23 protein-coding genes and 1 riboswitch are annotated in these 21,456 nt (G+C 66.7%); of the genes, 14 read left to right on the top strand and 9 right to left on the bottom strand.

Annotated elements, in window-relative coordinates:
* Positions 1 to 101 precede the first annotated feature (101 nt).
* From BM052_RS02400 to BM052_RS02380, 5 genes are all read left to right on the top strand, one after another.
* Positions 102 to 1,763 carry a M23 family metallopeptidase gene (locus BM052_RS02400; protein WP_255405899.1) on the top strand — a complete coding sequence of 554 codons (1,662 nt, stop codon included), beginning with the start codon at positions 102 to 104 and terminating at the stop codon, positions 1,761 to 1,763.
* A gap of 103 nt (positions 1,764 to 1,866) precedes the next feature.
* Complete coding sequence (gene hemB, locus BM052_RS02395; RefSeq protein WP_091142738.1) at positions 1,867 to 2,862, top strand: porphobilinogen synthase; 996 nt, start codon at positions 1,867 to 1,869, stop codon at positions 2,860 to 2,862.
* Complete coding sequence (locus BM052_RS02390) at positions 2,855 to 3,445, top strand: GNAT family N-acetyltransferase (RefSeq protein ID WP_091142736.1); 591 nt, start codon at positions 2,855 to 2,857, stop codon at positions 3,443 to 3,445. The genes hemB and BM052_RS02390 overlap by 8 nt, the downstream gene beginning before the upstream one ends.
* Positions 3,442 to 4,020 carry a gamma carbonic anhydrase family protein gene (locus BM052_RS02385; protein WP_091142734.1) on the top strand — a complete coding sequence of 193 codons (579 nt, stop codon included), beginning with the start codon at positions 3,442 to 3,444 and terminating at the stop codon, positions 4,018 to 4,020. Before BM052_RS02390 ends, BM052_RS02385 begins: the two co-directional genes overlap by 4 nt.
* A complete protein-coding gene (locus BM052_RS02380; RefSeq protein WP_091142732.1) occupies positions 4,020 to 4,298 on the top strand; it encodes a DUF167 domain-containing protein in 279 nt (92 codons plus the stop codon). Before BM052_RS02385 ends, BM052_RS02380 begins: the two co-directional genes overlap by 1 nt.
* A 55-nt stretch (positions 4,299 to 4,353) precedes the next feature.
* On the opposite strand, the gene BM052_RS02375 is transcribed toward BM052_RS02380, so the two are convergent.
* From BM052_RS02375 to BM052_RS02360, 4 genes are all read right to left on the bottom strand, one after another.
* Positions 4,354 to 5,616 carry a SulP family inorganic anion transporter gene (locus tag BM052_RS02375; RefSeq protein ID WP_091142730.1) on the bottom strand — a complete coding sequence of 421 codons (1,263 nt, stop codon included), beginning with the start codon at positions 5,614 to 5,616 and terminating at the stop codon, positions 4,354 to 4,356.
* A gap of 47 nt (positions 5,617 to 5,663) precedes the next feature.
* On the bottom strand, positions 5,664 to 6,077 hold the full coding sequence (locus BM052_RS02370) for a group II truncated hemoglobin (RefSeq protein WP_091142727.1): 414 nt from the start codon (positions 6,075 to 6,077) through the stop codon (positions 5,664 to 5,666).
* Between the two features lie 164 nt (positions 6,078 to 6,241).
* On the bottom strand, positions 6,242 to 8,617 hold the full coding sequence (clpA, locus tag BM052_RS02365) for an ATP-dependent Clp protease ATP-binding subunit ClpA (protein ID WP_091142725.1): 2,376 nt from the start codon (positions 8,615 to 8,617) through the stop codon (positions 6,242 to 6,244).
* A 177-nt stretch (positions 8,618 to 8,794) separates the two neighbouring features.
* The gene (locus tag BM052_RS02360; protein WP_091142723.1) at positions 8,795 to 9,013 is read right to left on the bottom strand and encodes a DUF1192 domain-containing protein; all 219 of its coding nucleotides are present in this window, start codon (positions 9,011 to 9,013) and stop codon (positions 8,795 to 8,797) included.
* Between the two features lie 111 nt (positions 9,014 to 9,124).
* On the opposite strand from BM052_RS02360, the gene BM052_RS02355 reads away from it, so the two are divergent.
* The 4 genes from BM052_RS02355 (at position 9,125) to BM052_RS02340 (ending at position 13,400) form a co-directional block, all read left to right on the top strand.
* Positions 9,125 to 10,102: an NAD(P)H-quinone oxidoreductase gene (locus BM052_RS02355; RefSeq protein ID WP_255405898.1), complete on the top strand. Its 978-nt coding sequence runs from the start codon at positions 9,125 to 9,127 to the stop codon at positions 10,100 to 10,102.
* A 25-nt stretch (positions 10,103 to 10,127) separates the two neighbouring features.
* A complete protein-coding gene (locus tag BM052_RS02350; RefSeq protein ID WP_091143046.1) occupies positions 10,128 to 10,742 on the top strand; it encodes a glutathione S-transferase family protein in 615 nt (204 codons plus the stop codon).
* Positions 10,743 to 10,898: 156 nt separating this feature from the next.
* Positions 10,899 to 11,603, top strand: coding sequence for a DUF1013 domain-containing protein (locus BM052_RS02345; RefSeq protein ID WP_091142719.1), 705 nt, complete (start codon positions 10,899 to 10,901; stop codon positions 11,601 to 11,603).
* 111 nt (positions 11,604 to 11,714) lie between these two features.
* On the top strand, positions 11,715 to 13,400 hold the full coding sequence (locus tag BM052_RS02340; protein WP_091142717.1) for an AMP-binding protein: 1,686 nt from the start codon (positions 11,715 to 11,717) through the stop codon (positions 13,398 to 13,400).
* 6 nt (positions 13,401 to 13,406) lie between these two features.
* Here the strand turns inward: BM052_RS02340 and BM052_RS02335 are convergent, their stop codons facing one another.
* Together BM052_RS02335 and BM052_RS02330 are read right to left on the bottom strand one after the other, a co-directional pair.
* Positions 13,407 to 14,345, bottom strand: coding sequence for a hypothetical protein (locus BM052_RS02335; RefSeq protein ID WP_218151501.1), 939 nt, complete (start codon positions 14,343 to 14,345; stop codon positions 13,407 to 13,409).
* A gap of 92 nt (positions 14,346 to 14,437) precedes the next feature.
* Positions 14,438 to 14,863, bottom strand: coding sequence for a hypothetical protein (locus BM052_RS02330; protein WP_255405896.1), 426 nt, complete (start codon positions 14,861 to 14,863; stop codon positions 14,438 to 14,440).
* A 220-nt stretch (positions 14,864 to 15,083) separates the two neighbouring features.
* Here BM052_RS02330 and BM052_RS02325 point away from each other — a divergent pair, with 220 nt between their 5' ends.
* Genes BM052_RS02325 through BM052_RS02315 form a run of 3 tightly spaced genes read left to right on the top strand, consistent with a single transcriptional unit; the run spans position 15,084 to position 16,820 of the window.
* Complete coding sequence (locus tag BM052_RS02325) at positions 15,084 to 16,079, top strand: adenosine kinase (RefSeq protein WP_091142711.1); 996 nt, start codon at positions 15,084 to 15,086, stop codon at positions 16,077 to 16,079.
* A 43-nt stretch (positions 16,080 to 16,122) separates the two neighbouring features.
* Positions 16,123 to 16,632, top strand: coding sequence for a 3'-5' exonuclease family protein (locus tag BM052_RS02320; protein ID WP_091142708.1), 510 nt, complete (start codon positions 16,123 to 16,125; stop codon positions 16,630 to 16,632).
* Complete coding sequence (locus BM052_RS02315) at positions 16,629 to 16,820, top strand: hypothetical protein (protein ID WP_091142707.1); 192 nt, start codon at positions 16,629 to 16,631, stop codon at positions 16,818 to 16,820. Before BM052_RS02320 ends, BM052_RS02315 begins: the two co-directional genes overlap by 4 nt.
* A 105-nt stretch (positions 16,821 to 16,925) precedes the next feature.
* Here the strand turns inward: BM052_RS02315 and BM052_RS02310 are convergent, their stop codons facing one another.
* Positions 16,926 to 17,570 carry a glutathione S-transferase family protein gene (locus BM052_RS02310; RefSeq protein ID WP_177198290.1) on the bottom strand — a complete coding sequence of 215 codons (645 nt, stop codon included), beginning with the start codon at positions 17,568 to 17,570 and terminating at the stop codon, positions 16,926 to 16,928.
* A 14-nt stretch (positions 17,571 to 17,584) separates the two neighbouring features.
* Positions 17,585 to 17,665, bottom strand: a riboswitch (ZMP/ZTP riboswitch).
* Positions 17,666 to 17,830: 165 nt separating this feature from the next.
* Here BM052_RS02310 and BM052_RS02305 point away from each other — a divergent pair.
* Positions 17,831 to 18,082 (top strand): hypothetical protein, encoded by a 252-nt coding sequence (locus tag BM052_RS02305; protein WP_091142701.1) that lies wholly within the window; start codon positions 17,831 to 17,833, stop codon positions 18,080 to 18,082.
* A 52-nt stretch (positions 18,083 to 18,134) separates the two neighbouring features.
* On the opposite strand, the gene BM052_RS02300 is transcribed toward BM052_RS02305, so the two are convergent.
* Entirely contained in the window at positions 18,135 to 18,665 is a 531-nt protein-coding gene (locus tag BM052_RS02300; RefSeq protein ID WP_091142699.1) for a hypothetical protein, read from the bottom strand.
* Positions 18,658 to 19,941 carry a phosphoribosylamine--glycine ligase gene (purD, locus tag BM052_RS02295; protein ID WP_091142697.1) on the bottom strand — a complete coding sequence of 428 codons (1,284 nt, stop codon included), beginning with the start codon at positions 19,939 to 19,941 and terminating at the stop codon, positions 18,658 to 18,660. The genes BM052_RS02300 and purD overlap by 8 nt, the downstream gene beginning before the upstream one ends.
* Before the next feature lie 6 nt (positions 19,942 to 19,947).
* Here purD and xseA point away from each other — a divergent pair, with 6 nt between their 5' ends.
* Positions 19,948 to 21,438: an exodeoxyribonuclease VII large subunit gene (gene xseA, locus BM052_RS02290; protein ID WP_255405895.1), complete on the top strand. Its 1,491-nt coding sequence runs from the start codon at positions 19,948 to 19,950 to the stop codon at positions 21,436 to 21,438.
* The last annotated feature ends 18 nt before the right edge of the window (positions 21,439 to 21,456 follow it).

Genomic DNA, 21,456 nt, shown 5'->3' with positions numbered 1-21,456 from the left:
CAGGATTTTTGGGAGAGGCCCCGGGGTGGGATCTCGGCCTGCGGGGTTTCCCTGCCGGGCTCACGGGTTGCAACGCCGATCAGTGCGAGGGACGGGGCGTTTTGTTCAAGGCGCTGGAGCAGAATTGCGGCGATGCCGGCGTGGGTGTTACCCATGCGGCGGCGCTGTCGCACGCGCAGGTGCTGCGCGAAAAGCAACCCGCCGAACCCTCCGCGTCCGAGGCATTGCCGTGGCGCACCGCCGTGGCGGCGGCGACCCTGCCTGATCGGCCGGGTCCGTCCGCAAGGTTCGCCGAACGCCTGCGGGAATTCGAGGCATGGTGCGCGCACGTGGACCTGGCGCCGGATCTTGCCAGCGACATCGGCAGCCGCAAATGGATGCGCGGCCTTGCGACGCTGCTTGGCCTGAGCGCCGCGGCCATCGCCCTGTGGCCCAATTTCTCGGCGGTGGAAACGGCCACGGCGATGCCGGTCGCCAGCTCCGAGCGCGACGAATTCCGCAGCCAGACCATTGCACCCCTGGCGCTTGGCGCCGACAGCGGGCGTCACATGGGGGCCAGCCCGCTGGTGCGTCCGCTGGCCAGCGTGCCGGAACGCCCGACCATCCAGCTCGTTTCCACTCTGGGCCAGGGCGACAGCTTCGGCCGCATGCTGGAGCGTGCGGGGCTGGGGGGCAGCGACATCGCGCGCGTGTCACAACTGGTCCAGCAGGCGGTGCCGGTGGGCGACATCGCCTCGGGCACGCAGTTCGACATCACCCTGGGCAAACGCTCCGCGCCGAACGCGCCGCGTGCGCTCGACTCCCTGGACTTTCGCGCCCGGTTCGATCTCGATCTCTCGATCGAACGCGGCAAGGCCGGCAACCTGGCGTTGGTGCGCCGCCCCATCGGCGTCGACGACACACCGCTGCGCATTCGCGGCACCATCGGTTCCAGCCTCTACCGCTCGGCACGCAATGCCGGCGCGCCGATCGGCGCGATCCAGGCCTACTTGCGCGCGGTCGACAAGTATCTCAGCCTTGAGGACGATATCGGCGCGAACGACGAATTCGATCTCGTGGTGGCTTACAAGCGCTCCGCCAAGGGGGAGCGCCAGGTCGGCGATCTGCTCTATGCCGGCGTGGAGCGGGACGGCAAGCCGCGCCTCCAGTTGCTGCGCTGGGGAAGCGACGGGCAGATGTTCGCCGCCGCCGGGATCGGCCAGCCGCGCAGCGTGGCGGTCGGCCAGCCGGTGGCGGGATACGTCACGTCGACGTACGGCATGCGCCGGCACCCGATCCTGGGCTATGTGCGCATGCATGCCGGCATTGATTTCGGCGCGGCCTATGGCTCGCCGATCTACGCGGTGGCCGATGGCACCGTCCGTTATGCCGGGCGTCACGGTGGCCATGGCAACTACGTGCGCATCGAACATGCCGGGGGACTCGGCACCGGCTATGGCCATATGAGCCGCATCGTGGTTTCGTTCGGGACCCATGTCCGCGCCGGACAGGTGATCGGCTATGTCGGTTCGACCGGGCTTTCCACGGGTCCGCACTTGCACTTCGAGGCCTACCGGGCCGGCCATGCCATCAATCCCGCGGATATCCGCATTCTGGCGCGGCCGCAGATCGACGACAAGGAACGCGATGCCTTCAAGGCGCGGCTCAAGGCGCTGCTGACCGTGGAGCCGGGTGCGGCGCTGGGTTCGATCGCCCCTGTCGGGAGCAGGCACGCGCAAGCCGAACGCGAGATCGATCGGCTGGCACCGGGGAAGATCGGCTAGAAGCTTCGATCCGATCTTCCCCGGTGCCGCAAGCTGGTCGCGGATGTGACGTGCGCGCCGGACAAAGTTGAACCGCCCCGCTTTTTCCGGCAATCACCCTGGCATGATCGGAAGCTACCCTCGCACTCGCCTGCGCCGCCCACGCGCCGCCGCCTGGAGCCGCGCCCTGCACCGGGAGACCCTGCTTACCCCCGCCGACCTGATCTGGCCGCTGTTCGTCACCGAGGGGGAAGGCGTGGAGCAGCCGATCGCCTCATTGCCGGGCGTGTCGCGCTGGTCGGTCGACTGGATCGTGCTGCGTGCGAAGGAGGCGGCGGACCTCGGTATCCCGTGCCTGGCGCTATTCCCGAATACCCAGCCCGAGCGGCGCAGCGAGGATGGCCGCGAAGCGCTCAACCCGGACAACCTGATGTGCCGCGCGATCCGCGCGATCCGCAATGCGCTGGGCGATTCGATCGGCCTGCTCACCGACGTCGCGCTCGATCCTTATACCAGCCACGGACAGGACGGGCTGATCGACGCGGCGGGGTACGTGCTCAACGACCAGACGGTGGAGATGCTGGTCGGCCAGTCGCTTAACCAGGCGGCGGCCGGGGCGGACATCATCGCGCCGTCGGACATGATGGACGGGCGCATCGGGGCGATCCGCGACGCGCTGGAGGGTGCCGGCCATGTCAATGTCCAGATCATGAGCTATGCGGCCAAGTACGCCTCCGCCTTCTACGGCCCGTTCCGCGACGCGGTGGGCTCGCGCGGGTTGCTCAAGGGCGACAAGAAGACCTATCAGATGGACCCGGGCAATACCGAAGAGGCACTGAGAGAGATCGAACTGGACCTCGCCGAGGGCGCGGACAGCGTGATGGTCAAGCCGGGCCTGCCCTATCTCGACATCGTGCGCCGGGTGAAGGAGCGCTTCGCGGTTCCCGTCTTCGCCTACCAGGTCTCCGGCGAGTACGCGATGATCGAGGCGGCTGTGGCGGCCGGGGCCGGCGAGCGCGACGCGCTGGTGCTTGAGACGCTGCTGGCGTTCAAGCGGGCAGGCTGTTCGGGGGTGCTTACCTACCATGCGGCCCATGCCGCGCGGCTGCTGAATGGCTGAGCTGACCACCCCCTTCCGGATCGAGACCGCGCGCCTGATCCTGCGTGAATGGGCGCCGGGCGACATCGATCGCTTCGTGGACATTACCAACACGCCGGCGGTGATGCGCTGGCTGGGCGGGGTGATGGATACTGCGGAGATCGATATGCTGGAAAGCCGGACGATGGCCTTCCAGGTGACTTTCGGCCACAGTTTCTGGCTGGTCGAACGCAAGGCGGACGGCGGCCATCTGTCGGGCGAGATGCTGGGCTTCTGCGGTCTCAAGAAGATCGATGCGCCGGGTGCCGGTTTTGCCGGCGAATTCGAGATCGGCTGGCGCCTGCGCGAGGAAGCCTGGGGCAAGGGCTATGCCAAGGAGGCGGCCACGGCCTCGCTCGGTGCCGGTTTCGACCGGTTCGGGGCGCGGGAGATCTTCGCCATCACGGTGATCGAGAACAGCGCCAGCTGGGGCTTGATGGAACGGCTGGGCATGCGCCGCCGCGCCGAACTCGATTTCGTCGATCCGCGCTACGAGCCGCCGCTGTGCGATACCATCGCCTATTCCATCACGCGCGAAGCGTGGCAGGGCAGGGAGAGGACATGACCCGCGAAACCACCGAGATCACCCGCCACGACATCACCGTGGCCCCCTTCAATGGCAAGGTGCCGCGTATCCATTCCAGCGCCTTCATCGCGCCGGGATGCCGGATCATCGGCGATGTCGAGATCGGGCCCGATGTCAGCATCTGGTACAACTGCGTGATCCGCGCCGATGTCCACCGCGTCGTGATCGGCGCGCGCACCAATATCCAGGACGGCACCATCGTCCATTGCGACAGCCCCAAGCCCCGCAATCCGGACGGCTTCCCGACGATCATCGGGGACGACGTGCTGATCGGGCACATGGCGATGATCCACGGCTGCACGCTGGAAGACCGCGCCTTCGTGGGCCTCGGTGCGATCGTGATGGACGGCAGCCTGATCGAATCGGACGGCATGCTGGCCGCCGGCGCCCAGCTTACCGGCAAGCGCATCGGCGCGCGCCAGCTCTGGATGGGCCGCCCCGCCAAGTACGCGCGTGACCTTGACGATGCCGCCGTCGCGGCCAACCAGGCCGGCGTGAAAAACTACGTCATCAATGGCCGCCTGCATGCCGAGGCGCTCGGACTGCGGGGCTGATGGCAAGGCCGAAGACGCCGCTGCCCCCGGCCGAGGCGGTTCGTGCGCTGGTCGATGGGGAAGGACGGTTGCTGGTGCGCGTGACGCCCGGCGCGAAAGTGGAGATGCTGGAAATCTCCGATGGGCGGCTCTCCGCCAAAGTCCGTGCCAAGCCAGAGGACGGCAAGGCCAACGAAGCGGTTCGCGCCTTGCTGGCCGCCGCGCTCGAACTGGCGCCCTCGCGGCTGGAATTGTTGCGCGGCGCAACTTCGCGCGAGAAGCAGTTCCGGGTGGGGTGAAAACACCGCGCGCATAATTTCGAAACAACCCGCCAGTCGAACGGCGTTTCGGCCGTCAGCGATCCGGCGTATGCCATTCCGGCGGCTTGGCCTTGCTGTCGCGCAGCCGCAGGACAAGGCCCAGGCCGACGCCGACGCCGATGGCGACGGTGAGATCGGCCAATACCGTCAGCACCAGAGTCAGGATCAGCAGGACACGGTCCGCGACGGGGGCGGCCCAGTAGCCGCGCCACTTGTGCGGCTCGCTCATGTTCCAGGATGTGATGATGAGCAGTCCCGCCAGCGCCGGCATGGCGAGATATCCGGCGAGCGGCGCGGCGGCCATCATCACGATCAGGATCATGGCGGCGTGGACCAGCCCGGCGACCGGCGTGCGCCCGCCGGCGCGCACGTTGGTGGCGGTGCGTGCGATGGCGCCGGTCGCGGGCAGGCCGCCGAACAGCGAGCAGGCGATATTGGCCCAGCCTTGCCCCAGGACTTCGGCATTGGGCCGGTGCGATCCCGCGATCATCCGATCGGCAACCATCGCCGAAAGCAGCGATTCGATCGCGGCCAGGAAGGCGATGACGAGGGCGGAAGGCAGCAGCTCGGTCACGCGCGTCAGGGTGATCGTGGGTAGCGCCGGCAGCGGCAGGTGATTCGGCAGATTGCCGTAGCGCGAGAAGATCGTGTCGATCGGCTGGTGCGACATCGCGATCGCCAGCGAAATCCCGCCCAGCACGAAGATCGGACCGGGCACGCGCGGGAACAGCCGGCGCAGCACGACGAGCAGGACGAGAGTGGCGACGCCGGCCCCGGTCGCGATCCAGTCGATCGTCGCCCGCGCGGCCCACATGGCTTCCATCTTGCCGGTGAACTCCGCCGGCATATGATCGACCTGCAATCCGAAGAAGTCCTTCAGCTGGCCGCTGGCGATGATGACGGCGATGCCGATGGTGAAGCCGTTGACCACGGCCTCGGGCACGAAAGCGATCAGGTTGCCCACGCGCAACAATCCGGCGAGCACCAGGATCGCGCCCGCCATGAGCGTGGCGAGCACGAGCCCGTCGTAGCCATGCTGGGCGATCACCCCGTAGACGACGACGATGAACGCCCCGGTCGGGCCGCCGATCTGCACCCGGCTGCCGCCGAGCAGCGAGATCATGAACCCGCCGATGATGGCGGTGATGAGCCCCTTGGCCGGATCGGTGCCGGAAGCGATGGCGATGGCGATGCTGAGCGGGATCGCCACCATCGCCACCGTGACGCCGGCGATCGTGTCGGCAAGGAACAGCCGGCCGCTATAAGTCGGCAGCGTCGTCAACAATTTGGGCTTCATGGTTGCCGTCTATTACGCTTGTATGGCTGGAGTAGGGCAACGGGGCATCATTCGCGCCCCATGCCGCGCGCGAGGTCGGCCAGTATGTCGCCGATGGCGGCGGCCAGGTCGGCGGGTTCCGGCGCGACGTCGGCGAAAGCGCGCCGCATCGCTTCCGCCCATTGGCCGGCGACGGCCTGGTCGATGGCGAAGGACTTGTGCACGCTCATCATGCAGCGCCCGGGATTGGCTTCGAACCAGTCGCGCGGGCCGCCCGCCCAGCCGCCGAGAAACTTCGGCAGTGCCGCGCGCATCGGCGCCAGGTCCGGTGCGTGCATGGCGCGCAGTTCGGCATAGGCGGGGTCCTGTTCCATGAGGTCGTAGAAGCGGTTGCAGATCGCCGCGAACACCGGTGCGCCGCCGATCCGGTGGAACGGCGTGTCGGGTGTATCGGCGGGCTGGGCTTCGGCTTCGACGGTCACGATCAGGCCTCTTCCGGAAGACAATGAGGGAAGCAGCTTTCCTAGCCCCCGTGCCCCGTGTCGAACTTGATCGAGGTCAATCGCGGGCCGGGCGTGGTGACTTCACGAAAAAGGGGCGGGAACCGGCCGGTCCCCGTCCCTTTTCCGATCGGTCGTGCCCGCTGTCAGTCGTCGGTGCTTTCTTCCGGCTGGGTTCCGGCTTTCTTCGCCGTCTTCTTCGCGGGCACTTTCTTTTTCGCGGACTTGGACAGCTTCGGCGCCGCGGGCGTCAGCTCGAAACTGAGCGCGTCTTCCTTGATCGAGACATGGACTTCGCCGCCATGCGCCAGCTTGCCGAACAGCAGTTCCTCGGCAAGCGGCTGCTTGACCTTCTCCTGGATGACGCGCGCCATCGGGCGGGCGCCGTAGAGCTTGTCGTAGCCGCGATTGCCCAGCCACTCGCGCGCGTCGGAGTCGAACTGGATGTGGACGTTCTGATCCGCCAGCTGCAGTTCGAGCTGGAGGATGAACTTGTCCACCACCCGGCTGATCGTTTCCTTGCCGAGATAGGCGAACGGCACGATGGCATCGAGGCGGTTGCGGAACTCCGGCGTGAACAGCTGCTTCACCGCTTCGTCGCCGGCATCCTGCTTCGAAACGTCGCCAAAGCCGATGCCGACCTTCGCCATGTCCGATGCGCCCGCATTGGTGGTCATAATCAGCACCACGTTGCGGAAGTCCACGGTCTTGCCATGGTGATCGGTGAGCCGGCCGTTGTCCATCACCTGCAGCAGGATGTTGAACAAGTCGGGGTGCGCCTTCTCGATCTCGTCGAGCAGCAGGACGCAGTGCGGCTGCTGGTCGATGGCATCGGTGAGCAGGCCGCCCTGGTCGAACCCGACATAGCCCGGAGGCGCGCCGATCAGGCGGCTGACCGAGTGGCGCTCCATGTATTCGGACATGTCGAAGCGCTGGATCGGAATGCCCATGATCGAGGCGAGCTGGCGCGCGACCTCGGTCTTGCCGACGCCGGTGGGGCCGGAAAACAGGAACGAGCCGATCGGCTTGTCCGGATCGCGCAGGCCCGCACGGGAAAGCTTCATCGCGGTCGCAAGCACCTCGATCGCCTTGTCCTGGCCGAACACCACGCGCTTGAGGTCGCGCTCCAGGTTTTCGAGCGCCCGCTTGTCGTCGGAACTGACCGACTTGGGCGGGATGCGCGCCATCGTCGCGATCACCGCCTCGATCTCCTTGGAGGTGATCGTCTTCTTGCGGCGGCTGGGCGGCACCAGCATCTGCATCGCGCCCACCTCGTCGATCACGTCGATCGCCTTGTCGGGCAGCTTGCGGTCGTTGATGTAGCGCGCCGAAAGCTCGACGGCGGTCTTGATCGCGTCGGGCGTGTACTTGACCCTGTGGTGCTCCTCAAAGGCGGAGCGCAGGCCGCGCAGGATCTTGATCGTGTCCTCGATCGTCGGTTCGTTGACATCGATCTTCTGGAACCGGCGCAGGAGGGCGCGGTCCTTTTCGAAGTGGTTGCGGAATTCCTTGTAAGTGGTGGAGCCGATGCAGCGGATCGTGCCGCCCGACAGCGCCGGCTTGAGCAGGTTCGAGGCGTCCATCGCCCCGCCGCTGGTGGCGCCGGCGCCGATCACGGTATGGATCTCGTCGATGAACAGGATCGCGTGCGGCATCTTCTCGAGTTCGGAGACGACTTGCTTGAGCCGCTCCTCGAAGTCGCCGCGGTAGCGCGTGCCGGCCAGCAGGCTGCCCATGTCGAGCGAGTAGATCACTGCTTCGGAAAGCACTTCGGGCACTTCGCCTTCGACGATCTTGCGCGCCAGCCCCTCGGCGATGGCGGTCTTGCCGACGCCGGGATCGCCCACGTAGAGCGGGTTGTTCTTCGAGCGGCGGCACAGGATCTGGATCGTGCGGTCCACTTCGGGGCCGCGCCCGATCAGCGGGTCCACTTTGCCGTTCAGCGCCTTTTCGTTGAGGTTGACGCAGAACTGGTCGAGCGCGGAATCCTTCTTGCTGCCGGTGCTCTTGGTCTCGGACTTGTCCTCGGGCGTGGGGGTGTTCTCCTCGCTGCCCTTGGGCGTGCGATCCTCGATCCGCTTGCCGCCCTTGCCGATGCCGTGGCTGATATAGCTGACCGCGTCGAGACGGCTCATGTCCTGCTGCTGCAGGAAGTATACCGCGTAGCTGTCCCGCTCGGAGAACAGGGCGACCAGGACATTGGCGCCTGTCACCGTGTCCTTGCCGGAGGACTGGACGTGGAGGATGGCGCGCTGGATCACCCGCTGGAAGCCGGCGGTCGGGGCGGGATCGCCCTTTTCCTCGGTCTTGAGCGACTGGTATTCCTGGTCCAGGTACTGGCGCACCACATCGCCCAGATCGCCAAGGTCGACGCCGCAGGCCTGCATGACCTGCGCCGCGTCCGGATCGTCGATCAGCGCAAGCAGCAGATGCTCGAGAGTCGCATACTCGTGGCTGCGCTCGGACGCCTGGGACAGCGCTGAGTGCAGGGTCTTTTCGAGGCTTTGGGCGAAACTAGGCATTTAGGACACTTTCGTTGGGAGGAAAGACTCTCCTTGCGGGAGTTTGTACGCGCAGTTTGGTTTCAGTTTCCATATAGGATCGCTTAGGGCGCTTGCGAGGTATCCGTAGAGGCTGCCGCGTGGGGATCGACCCGATGCGATTGCCCGAGCGATTGCTTGAGGGCGATCCTGCCGGAATCACCGTGTCTTGGGCCTGAACAAAGCATCGGCCGCGAGCATGTGGGCCGCGGATTTCTGCCGATACGCCCGGATGCGGGCGATCTCCTGATCGAGAAGGGCGAGGCGCGCGTCGAGTTCATCCAGCGAATAGCGCTCCAGGCTTTCGCTGGCGAGGAGGCTGGCGGCTCCGAAGTTGCCCTCGGGCGACCGCCGCCGCGGTCCATCGTCATCGTCCATTGCAATGCAGCATCGGACGGTAAATCGTCGCTGTCAATGGTCCGAAAATGGTTCCCCTCCGGTGGGGCGCTGTGGCAACAGGGGCCCATGTTAGCTAATTGCCCTGCGACCATGACCGCCATCGGGTTCGAGACGCCCGGCGAACCCGACGTGCTGCGACCCGTGATCCTGCCGGTGCCCGAGCCCGGACCGGGCGAAGTCCTGGTCAAAGTGGCGTTCGCCGGCGTGAATCGGCCCGATGTCGTCCAGCGCAAGGGCGATTATCCGCCGCCGCCCGGGGCCTCGCCGATTCCCGGGCTGGAGATTTCCGGCACCGTCGTCGCCCTGGGCCAGGGCGTGGAGGCGCCGGCCATCGGCCAGGCCGTCTGCGCGCTGGTTTCGGGCGGGGGCTATGCCCAGTATTGTCTGGCCGGGGCGGGGCATTGCCTGCCGGTGCCCGAAGGCCTGCCGCTGGAACAGGCCGCCGCCCTGCCCGAGACGCTGTTCACCGTCTGGCACAACGTCTTCGAACGCGGCTACGCGCGGGAGGGCGAGACGATCCTGGTCCATGGCGGCACCAGCGGCATCGGCACCATGGCGATCATGCTGGGCCGCCTGTTCGGGCTGGAAGTGATCGTCACGTGCGGCTCGCCGGAAAAGTGCGCGCGGGCGCTGGAGATCGGCGCCGCCCATGCGATCGACTATGGCGCGAGCGATTTCGTGGAGGAAGTGGCCCGGCTGACCGGCGGCAGGGGCGTGGACCTGGTGCTCGACATGGTTGCCGGAAGCTATGTCGCGCGCAATCTCAAGTGCCTTGGCGTGGACGGCCGGCACGTCACCATCGCCGTCCAGGGCGGTGCCCGGGCGGAGATCAACATGGCCGTGGTGATGACCCGTCGCTTCACCCTTACCGGATCGACCCTGCGGCCGCGTTCGGATGAGTTCAAGGCGCTTCTCGCACAGGAAATCCGCGCCAACGTCTGGCCGCTGGTGGAAGAGGGCGCCTTGCGGCCAGTGATGGACAGGCGCTTCCCGCTGGTGGAAGCCGCCGCCGCGCACGTCAGGATGGAAGCGGGCCGGCACGTGGGCAAGATCGTGCTGGAGGTGTGAGGGCGTGCGTGCAATGAATGCCTTCATGGAAGACTTGGTCCTTCACGAAGATCCGCGCAGCGGCAATTGCTTCAAGATCCGGCTGACGGCGGCGCTGCTCGGCATTCCGCTTGAACGCCGGCAGTACGACATCATGAAGGGTGAGACGCGCACGCCCGAATTCCTGCGGGACGTCAACGCCAACGGGCGCATTCCCGTGCTCCAGGTCGGCCCGCGCTTCCTGCCCGAAAGCAATGCCGCCTGCTGGTTCCTGGCCGAAGGCTCGCCGCTCATCCCGCAGGACCGGTTCGCGCGGGCGGACATGCTGCGCTGGATGTTCTTCGAACAGTACAATCACGAACCCAACGTCGCCACCCTGCGCTTCTGGCTGCTGTTCGTGGGCGAGGCCAATCTCAGCGAATTCCAGAAGGGCCAGATCACCGCCAAGCGCGCGGGCGGCGAGGCGGCGCTGGCGGTGATGGACGAGCACCTGACGCGAAGCGACTGGCTGGTCGGCGATTCGGTCACGCTCGCCGATATCGCGCTCTACGCCTATACCCATGTCTGCGAGGCGGGCGGCTTCCGGCTGCGGGACTACCCGGCGATCTGCGGGTGGCTCGATCGTGTGGCGGGGCTTTCCGGTTACGTCGCCATGGATTAGGGTGTGCCGATCGAGACGCACCGATCGGACGGGGGCCGGCCGATCCCGCAAAAATCGCGGCTTGTGCTTGCCCAATCGGCAAACTTGGCCTAAATCGGGCGAGAACGGCCGCTCCGCGAAGGGGCGGCCCTTATTGTTTCCGCCGGAGATAGAGACATGAGCCAGCCCACTCCGCTGATGCCGCACGCGACCGCTTCCTGGCTGGTCGACAACACTGCCCTGACCTTCGAGCAGATCGCCGAGTTCTGCGGCCTGCACATGCTCGAGGTCCAGGCCATGGCCGATGACCTCGCGTCCAGCAAGTACACCGGCCGCGATCCGGTGCGCGCGGGCGAACTGACCATGGACGAAATCGACAAGGGCCAGGCAAATCCCGAATATCGCCTGCGCATGCACAAGGCGCCGGTGACGGTCAGCCGCACCAAGGGCCCACGCTACACCCCGGTCTCGAAGCGCCAGGACAAGCCCGATGGCATCGCCTGGATCCTGCGCAACCACGCGGAGGTGTCGGATGCGCAGATCGGCAAGCTGATCGGCACCACCCGCAATACGATCGCCGCGATCCGCGACCGTTCGCACTGGAACATCGCCAACATCACGCCGAAGGATCCGGTAACGCTCGGCCTGTGCTCGCAGCGCGAGCTTGACATGATCGTCGCCAAGGCGGCGAAGAAGGCCGGCATCGAGGACGAAGTGCAGAGCGACGAGCGCCTGATCGACGATCGCGAGGCGCTGATCGAGGAACTGCGCGCCGAGCGCGACGCTGCCGTGAAGGCCGCCAGCGAGGCGGCGCAGGAAGCCGAAGCCGCCGCCTGGCTCGTGGCCAAGCGCGCCGCCGAGGCGGAGGAGCGCGGCCAGTAACCGCGCTTTTCCGGCTGACCGGCAAGGATGCGAAGCCCTGCCCTGTCGGCTGAGTTAACAACTGAACACAAGTTTCTTGCTCGGTGCAGGGCTTGGGCGCACAGTCGGCCCATGATCGAGAGGATGGGCCGAAGGGCCTGGCAAGAGTGCTATGTCCACCCCTGCAAGTGGGACCAGGACTTCGCTCCGCTGGCAATGACAGAAATGTTCGCCGCGAGCGTCGCGGCTTACGGTGATCGCGTACTCGTCGACTTTCTCGGGCGCGAGTTCACTTATCGGCGGATTGGCGCCGAGGCACGTCGCTTCGCCGCCGGATTGCAGTCGCTGGGGATCGCCAAGGGCGATCGGATCGGGCTCTACCTGCCGAACGTGCCGACCTACCTTTCCGCCTATTTCGGTGCGATGATGGCCGGAGCGACGGTCGTCAACTTCTCGCCGCTCTATACCGTTGCCGAACTGGAGGCGCAGGTCGCCGATTCGGGAACCCGGCTGCTCGTCACCCTGGACGTGCCATTGCTGCTGCCGCCGGCGGAGCAGGTGCTGTCGGCGTCGGGCCTCGAATGGCTGGTGGTCGCGCGGCTGGCGCCGCTGCTGCCGTTGTGGCAGCGTATCGGGCTGCGGCTGTTCCGGCGGCGCGGCACCGTTCCGATCCCGGCCGCCGCCAATGTTCTGGAATGGTCCGAGCTGCAATTGGATCATGATCCCGCCCCGGTCGCGATAGCTCCGCTGACCGATCTCGCCTTGCTGCAGTATACCGGCGGAACCACCGGCACGCCCAAGGGGGCGATGCTCAGCCACCAGAATCTTACCGCCAATGCCCGGCAGATAGAGGCGATCGACCCGCATGCCCATGCGCGGGACGTGATCGTCGGGGTGCTGCCGATGTTCCACGTCTTCGCCAATGCCTGCGTGCTCAATCGAACGGTCTACGACGGCGGGATGATCGCCATGCTGCCGCGTTTCAATGCCGGCCAGGTGCTCTCGACGCTGCAACGCGTCCGGGCCACGGCCATGCCCGGGGTGCCGACGATGTACCAGGCCCTGCTCGACCATCCGGCCATGGCGCGGACGGATTTCTCCAGCCTGTTCACTTGCATCTCGGGGGGGGCGCCGCTGCCCGGCCCGGTCAAGACCCGCTTCGAGAAGGCGAGCGGGGCCAAGCTGGTGGAGGGCTATGGTTTGACCGAAACCGCCGGGGTGGTCGCCACCAATCCGTTCGACGGGCGCGAACTGCCCGGGTCGATCGGCCATCCGCTGCCGGGAACGGACTTGCGCCTGCTCAACAAGGAAGACCCCGGGCGCGATGCCCCGCCGGGCGAACCCGGCGAGCTGGCGGTCACCGGCCCGCAGGTCATGCTGGGCTACTGGAACCGTCCGCAGGCCGAGTCCCAGGCCTTCGTCGAACGGGATGGCAAGCGCTGGCTGCGCACCGGCGACATCGCGACGATCGACGAGGAAGGCTACGTGCGGATCGTCGACCGCAGTAAGGACATGATCGCGGTGGGCGGCTTCAAGGTCTTTCCCAGCCAGGTCGAGACCGTCCTGCTCGGCTATCCGGGGGTGAGCGAGGCGATGGTGATCGGCGTGCCCGACGTCTATCACGGTGAAGTGCCGCGCGCCTTCGTGGTGCTCGATCCCACCAGCAATGCCAGTGCCGAGGCGATCGCCAACTGGCTCAACGCGCGGCTCGGCAAGCACGAGCGGGTGGACCGGGTGGTGCTGCGCGCCGCGCTGCCCAAGACCATGGTCGGCAAGCTCGACCGCAAGACGCTCAAGGCCGAAGTGCTGGGCGGATAGGCCGGTTCAGCCCGCGAAGCCCTCTTCGCCGAGGAAGTCCAGCAGCGCCTGATCGTATTCGTCGATCACGCCGTTGGCCTCGATCCGCTCGTCAAGCCAGGCTTTCTCGTCATGGGTCACTTCGCGGGCCGCTTCGACCAGCGTGCCCAGCTCCGGCCGGACCTGCTTGCGTCCGAACACCACGCCCGCGCGGTTCGCCGCGCCGAAGCTGCGCACGACTTTGCCCATGAAGTTGCCGACCGACGAGGTGCGGTCGTTCATGAAGCTTTCGAGCTGCGCGGCCCGGTCGCGCGAGAGCGGGGCTTGTGCGCTGAAGCCTTGCAGGTAATTGCCCACGCCCTGCACGAACAGGCGCTTCCATTCGGGCGCGTTGTCGCCATGGAGCGTCTCGTCCTTGATGCGGAACAGCAGCTCGGCCTCGCGGCGGCTCACGCCGGCCGGACGATCGCTGCCGGAGGCGAACAGGATGCGGCGCATGATCCCCGCCTCGGCTTCGGTCACGTTGCCTTTTTCCAGGCTGCCGCCGCAGCGGGTCGGGCCCTCGCCGGTGACCACGGTTTCCTCGATCTGGCGCAGCGCATAGCTGCGCAGCGCCTCGGGCACGCCCAGTGCCTTTTCGAAGACCTTCACCAGCAGTTCCAGCTCGGTCATCGCATGGAGGCGGCCGTCGTGCTCGATGTGGGCGATCAGCCATTCGGCATTGCCTTCGGTCACGTAGCCGCGCGGCTCGACCTGGTTGACGATATATTCGCCGATCGCCTCGACGAAGAAGTCCGCCCATTCGACGGCCGGATGGTCCAGCCTGTGGTTGATCGCGAAGATGATCTCCGCCTCGTCCGGTTCGATCCGTCCATCGGCCCATCCGGCGCGCCGCAGGGCGAGGACGTCCTCGGCGCCGATATCGCCATCGGCGAGTGCCTGCTCGGCGATTTGGCTGAAGTGCATGCTCATCTTGTCGCGGTTCCCAACAGGATCATCGGGAACGGCGTGGCAGAATAAGTCTAATTCCCGGTTAAGCGCCTGCTTCCGTCACCCGTTCACTTCTGCCGTAGCGCCGCGGTGCAGGCCGCGCGGTCGACATCCTGCCCGTCCGACGCGCGGCGGGCGTCGACATAGGTCGCCAGCGGTTCGCGCGAGCTGGAGGTGGGATAGAGATAGATGTCCAGCACGCAAGGCGCACCGGTGAATTGCAGCTTGCGGGCATCCCCTTCCCAGACGTCGAGCCGGGGTTCGCCGAACTGGCGCACGAGCTGGCTCCGCGTGGCGCCGACCACGCCTTCCAGTCCGGGGATGGACTGGAACTGGGGATCGCGCGGGACCGTGCGCGTGGGCTGGCGCACCGGCGGCACCATCGATGCCTTCCCGGGCGGCTTGGGCGTACCGGCGGCGCCGCCGGCGCAGGCCGCGAGCAGCAGCGCCAGCGAGCAGGCGGCCAGCGGTCCCGACACTCGCAGGCCCAACATGCGCAGGCCCGACATTCGCCGGGACGCCGGGTCATGCTCACCGCGCCTTGGTATAAGAGTATTCCACCGATGCATCTTTGCCATGATTGGTCCATCGCATTGCGTGCCGCCGCCATGCTGTCAACCGGGGGGCGGCTCGCCGAGTGCTTGCGGAGCGACAGGCCGCGCGCTACTCGCGGTCCATCGCCATTTCCCCCACGTTTCAAGGACACCATCTCCCATGACGCAACCGAGCCTGGACGTCATCGCCATCGGCAACGCCATCATCGACGTCATTGCCAATTGCGACGATGCCGCGATCGAGGAACTGGGTCTGGCGCGCGGCGGCATGACGCTGATCGACGCCGACCAGGCGCATGGTCTCTATGCCGCGATGGGCCCCGCGCGCGAGATTTCCGGCGGTTCCGCGGCCAACACCCTGGCCGGCCTCGCCGCCCTGGGTGCCCGGTGCGGCTTCGTCGGCCAGGTCGCGCAGGATCAACTGGGTGAAGTCTTCACGCATGACATTCGCGCCGCCGGGATTGAGTTTCCAGTGCCGGCACGGGCCGGCGATCCGCCGACCGGACGCTGCCTGATCTTCGTCACCCCCGACGGCCAGCGCACCATGAACACTTTCCTTGGCGCCTCGCACTACCTGCCCGCCGAAGCGCTGGACGAAGCGGTGATCGCGGACGCGGCGGTGCTCTACCTCGAAGGCTACCTGTGGGACCCGGAAGAGCCGCGCGCGGCCATGCGCAAGGCGATCGCGGCGGCGCGCAAGGCCGGACGCAAGATTGCCTTCACCCCGTCCGAATCCTTCGTCATCGATCGCCATCGCGCCGATTTCCTCTCGCTGATCGACGCGGGCGAGATCGACGTGCTGTTCTGCAACGAGCATGAGATGGCCGCGTTGACCGGCATAGCCGATTTCGAGGCGGGCATCGCCATGCTGGCGCCGAAAATCCCGGTGCTGGTCGTCACGCGCAGCCAGGACGGCGCGGTAGCCGTCGCCGGCGGCGTGCGTTCGCAGGTCGCCGCCGAGCCGGTCGACAAAGTGGTCGATACCACCGGCGCCGGGGACTTGTTCGCTGCCGGTTTCCTTTTCGGGCACGTTCGTGGCATGACGGTATCCGATTGCCTCAGGCTGGGGGCGATCTGCGCGAGCGAGATCATCTCGCACTACGGCGCCCGTCCCGAAGAAGACCTCAAGGCGTTCGTCGCCGAGCGGATGGGCTGACTGGAGGACCGACCAGCAGGCTGACCTACAGGGGGAAGCGATATTGACCTGCCCGGCACTGATCGACTTCGAGGCGAGCTGCCTGCCCGAATACGGTCAGTCCTTCCCCATCGAGGTCGCCATTGCCCGGATCGACGGGCTCAGCCGCGCCTGGCTGATCCGGCCTTGCGAAGCCTGGAAATACTGGGACTGGTCGGAGGAGGCCGAGAACCTCCATGGCATCAGCCGGGAACTGCTTGCGCAGAAGGGCCAGCCGCCCGCGCAGGTTCTTGCCGAAATGGCGGAATTCGCGCGAGAGTGTAACGTCTATGCCGACGCCGATCTCGATGCGTACTGGCTGGAGGTGCTGTGCCAGGCGGTGGGTGCCAGGCTGCCGTTTCCCGTGCGCTATCTTGGCGAGTTCATCCAGAAGCGCGGCTACACCCGGTCGCAGGTCGTCGCGGCGCTGCAAGAGGCCAAGCGGCGCTTGCCCAAGGAACACCTGGCCCGCGAGGACGCGAAGCGGCTGGCGCTGGTGGTGAAGCTGTTGCTGGCCGAACCGCCACAGGCATGAGGACACGCGAAATCACCTTGGTCCGCGTCCATGTCCCGGTGGCGGAGCAGACGCTGGCGGCCATGCTGGCGGGTGACGGCCAGGCCGGGGAGCGCGATCCGGTCCTGGCGCGGGTGCTCGGCGTGATCCGGGATGACAATCCGCTCGGAGATTATGGCCTCTACGCCGGCGTCGCGGATAATGCGTAGCGCGTTATTATGCGGAGTCGTTGGTTGAGCGTGGCGGATATCTGCTGTTTATGCACCAGATCGCTCCGCATAATACTGGGGCTGCCGTTACCGCGACCAGATCGCCTATTTGATACGCCTAGGCAGCTCGAACTGCTCGATTATCACAGGTTCCGCCTCACCTAACGCGAACCACTCGGTACACAGCGGGTGCGCGATTAGTCTCTCCCAGTAGCTCACGGCCCTGCCATCTTTAAGGGCCACCCCATACGTCCGGAAACGCGCGGCGACTGGAGCGAACATGACATCAGCCGCCGAGAAATCTCCGAACAACCAATCGCCGGAAGCGCGCGACCAGATTTCTGCTACCCGAGCAATTTCGAGTTCTACTTCCTCTGACATCTCGACGACGCGCTCCCGCGCCCGGGTGTTGCACGGCATCGATGCACGAACAGCGGTCAGGCCCGAATGCACCTCTCCGGCGTAGCTTCTAGCTTTCGCTCGCTCGAAGGCGTCCGAAGGCCATATATGGGGCCGCAACTCGTAAACAAACTCGGTAATAGCCAGCGTGTCCCAGATGGCGCGATCATCCACAACGAGCACGGGCACCAAACCCGTTTCCCCGCCCAGATCTAACACGCGTTTCCGCGAGCCAGCCGTATACAAGTCGATACAAATCTCGGAAAACGGTAGTTCAGCGAACTTGAGCAGCATCCAAGCGCGCATCGACCAAGACGAGTAATTCTTGTTGCCGATGATAAGTTTAAGCATGCGGGCCTCCTCAGTGAAGATGCCCAGGCGAGCGGCGGCTAATGCCCACGCTCCCCGATGGTGCCCCATCTTTCTCGCCAGTTACGCGGACGTCCCTCATTAGCTCATCCGGCCTTATCAGGCAAGTTGGCCACTGTTGCGGGTATACTATCATGCGGCGTGCGAGCCAACAGATCGGGCGGAAAACCGCCGTCCTCAACGCGTAACTCCGCATAATAGCGCACTACGCATAATCCATGTCATGCGGTGCACCGCATGACATGGAGATCGGGATCGGCTGGGAAAGCTTTCGGCCCGGCGCCGATGCCCGGCCGATCCTGGGCAAGGCCGGCAAGGCCAGCCTCTCGCCGACGGTGACCGTTTCGGTCCATGCGCCTTGCGCGCCGGACGATCCGGCATTGCTGGCCGCCGTGGATCGCCTGCTCTCGGTCCATCCGTGGGAAGTACCCGTCATCGAGATCGCCCGAATGGTGCTGGCCTGCCGCGATCTGCCGGGCTCGTTCGAGCCCTGATCGAAACGCAACGAAAACCGCCAATTCGCCGACTGGTTCCAGCCGCCTGAAATCACTCCAACAGCGCGCCGGTTCCCTCCGCCGACGGTGCCGCCTGGCGGGCCCCACCGCCTTGCAGCGCCTGCAATCGGCCCAGGCATTCCGCCTTGCGCTGGTCGCGCGCGCCGGTGAGTCCCTGGGCGACTTGTGCGGGTAGCGCGCAGTCGTGTTCGGGGCGGATCGGGTGCTTGGCGCGGCAGCCGGCTTCGGTGCTGAACACGTCGTCCGCGCAATCCTCGTAGGCTGATTGGTCCGCGTCGTGCAGGTTCTGGCAGCTTTGGGCCCAGCGCTGCTTGTACGACAGCTCGGCGAAGTTCACGCAGTCCTCGTATTCGGCCTGGGCGGCCTGCTGGCGGCGCGCCTGCTCGGCCAGGGCGCTGCTGGCGGCCGCGGCGGCGGCCTCTTTGTCGGCAAGCTCCCGGGCCTGTCGGCGCACCTCCTGCGAGGGCAGGAAGATGCCATAGTAGAAGCCGATGCCGCCGCCGGCGAGCAGTGCCGCCAGCGCCAGCGAAAGCTTCAGGACGGCGTTCGAGTGCCTAAACAACACTGGATTCGCGCGCCGCTTCGCGCCAGCCGATGTCGCGCCGGCAGAAGCCGGTGGGGAAGGAAATCGCATCGACCGCCGCATAGGCCCGGTGCTGCGCCTCGCTCACCGAAGCCCCGCAGGCCGTCACGTTGAGCACGCGCCCGCCGCTGGCGACGAGCCGGCCGTCCTTCAGCGCGGTGCCGGCGTGGAACACTTTCGCGCCCTCTGCCTCGGCGGCCGCGAGACCGTCGATCGCGCCGCCCTTGTCGGGCGTGCCGGGATAGCCGCGGGTGGCCATGACCACGGTCAGCGCGGTCTGGTCGGAAAAGCGCGGGGGCTGGATCGCGCCCAGCCGGTTCTCCGCGCAGGCGTGCAGCAGTTCGACAAGATCGCTTTCCAGCCGCATCATCATCACCTGGCATTCGGGATCGCCGAAGCGGCAGTTGTATTCGATCAGCTTGGGGCCGTCGCGGGTCAGCATCAGGCCCAGGAACAGCACGCCCGAATAAGGCATGCCTTCGTCCGCCAGGGTCTTGACGGTCGGCGCGATGATGCGCGTCATCGCCTCGGCTTCCAGCACGGGGGTGAGCACCGGGGCGGGGCTGTAGGCGCCCATGCCGCCGGTATTGGGCCCGGTATCGCCGTCGCCCACGCGCTTGTGGTCCTGGGCCGAGGCGAACGCGACGATGGTGGCGCCGTCGGTGAGGGCGAAGAAGCTGGCTTCCTCGCCTTCGAGGAACTCTTCGATCACGGCTTCGGCGCCGGCCTCGCCAAAGCGCCCGGCGAATATGTCGCGCACCGCGTCCTCGGCTTCGGCCATGGTCATGGCGACGGTGACGCCCTTGCCGGCGGCCAGGCCATCGGCCTTGACGACCACCGGCGCGCCGAACTTTTCCAATGCCGCGATGCCATCGGCTTCGCTGGAGACGCGCACATAACCGCCGGTCGGGATATTGGCCCGCGCGCACAAGTCCTTGGTGAAGCCTTTCGAACCTTCGAGCTGGGCCGCCGCCTGGCTCGGCCCGAACACCGCGAAGCCCTTGTCGCGCAGCGAATCGGCAAGCCCGTCGACCAGCGGTGCCTCGGGGCCGATGACGACGAGGCCGATCGTCTTTTCCTCGCAGAAGGCGATGACGGCGGCGTGATCGGCGGCGTCGAGCGAAACGCACGTCGCGTCCTGGGCAATCCCCGGATTTCCGGGTGCGGCCCAGAGCCTGCCGCAAAGCGGGGATTGCACCAGCTTCCAGGCCAGCGCATGTTCGCGGCCGCCCGAGCCCAGAAGAAGGATGTTCATTACCCCGTGCCTTTCAATCAATCTTTCGAAGACGACGAATACGAAAACGGTCGATCGGGGGGGCTGGTAGCGAAGGGAACCGCCGGGGACAACGCCGCGCCGCTCACCATCAGCGAGATTTCGGCGCTGCTCAAGCGCACGGTGGAGGATCGCTTCGGCTTCGTGCGCCTGCGCGGCGAGCTTTCTGGGGTCAAGCGCGCGGCTTCCGGCCACCTCTACTGCGCGCTGAAGGACGACAAGGCGGTGATCGACGGCGTCATGTGGCGCGGCGGCGCGCAGCGCCTGGCGTTCCGGCCGGAGGATGGCATCGAAGTCATCGCCACCGGCAAGCTCACCACTTATCCCGGCCGGTCGAAATACCAGATCGTCATCGAATCGATGGAGATCGCGGGCGAAGGCGCCCTGCTGGCGCTGCTGGAAAAACTGCGCTTGCGGCTGGCGGCCGAGGGGCTCTTCGCGCCCGAGCGCAAGCGCGCGCTGCCGTTCCTGCCCGATGTGATCGGCGTGGTGACATCGCCCACCGGCGCGGTGATCCGCGACATCCTCCACCGCCTTGGTGATCGCTTCCCCAGCCGGGTGCTGGTCTGGCCGGTGCTGGTCCAGGGCGAGGGCGCGGCGCAGCAGATCGCGGACGCGGTGCGCGGGTTCTCCGCGATTGCTCCCGGCGGTCCGATCCCGCGTCCGGACCTCGTCATCGTCGCGCGCGGCGGCGGTTCGATCGAGGACCTGTGGAGCTTCAACGAGGAAATCGTCGTGCGCGCGGTGGCCGAATCGCGTATTCCGGTGATCTCGGCGGTCGGGCACGAGACCGATACCACCTTGTGCGACCACGCCGCCGACCGCCGCGCGCCCACGCCCACCGCCGCTGCCGAAATCGCGGTGCCGGTGCGCGCCGAGCTGCAAATCCAGCTCGATGAACTGGCCCTGCGCAAGCGCCGCTGCGCGCTGCGTCCGGTCACGCTCGGGCGCGAGCGGCTGGACGCGCGGGTGCAGCGCCTGCCCAGGCCCGAAACCATCCTCCAGGCGAAGGCGCAGAAGCTCGATGAACTTTCCGAACGCTTGCGGCGCGGCCTGCGAGAGCAGGAGCGTACCAAGCGCGAGCGTCTCGGCCACACTGCGGCGAAGCTGTCGCTGCCGCTGCTGCGTCACCGGGTGCAGGCCAGCCGGGAGCGCCTGCGACACGCGGGACTGACGTCACGGTTGCTCAGCCGGCGCTGGACGCTGGCACGCGACGGTCTGGCACCGGTCGCCCGGGTTCTACCCCAGTTGGACCCCCGCTTGCCCCTCCTGCGCGGCTATGCGCTGGTCAAGATGCCCGGCGGACAGGCGCTGACCAGTCGCGAGCGGGCGGCCCTGGAACCGGCGCTGGTATTGGAGTTCCACGACGGCGAGCTTGCGGTCACGACCGGTTCAGGCGCGATGGCGCCCGATGCCGGGCACCCGCGCAAGCCGGCGCGGCCAAAGCCCGACGCGCCGCGACAGGGCGATTTGTTCTGACCGCAAGGCTTTGCTAGG

It is taken from the genome of Novosphingobium sp. CF614, from assembly GCF_900113255.1.
In the GTDB taxonomy this organism is placed as follows: domain Bacteria; phylum Pseudomonadota; class Alphaproteobacteria; order Sphingomonadales; family Sphingomonadaceae; genus Novosphingobium.
Note: the sequence above shows the minus strand (reverse complement) of the source record. Positions and strands in the feature narration are given on the sequence as shown.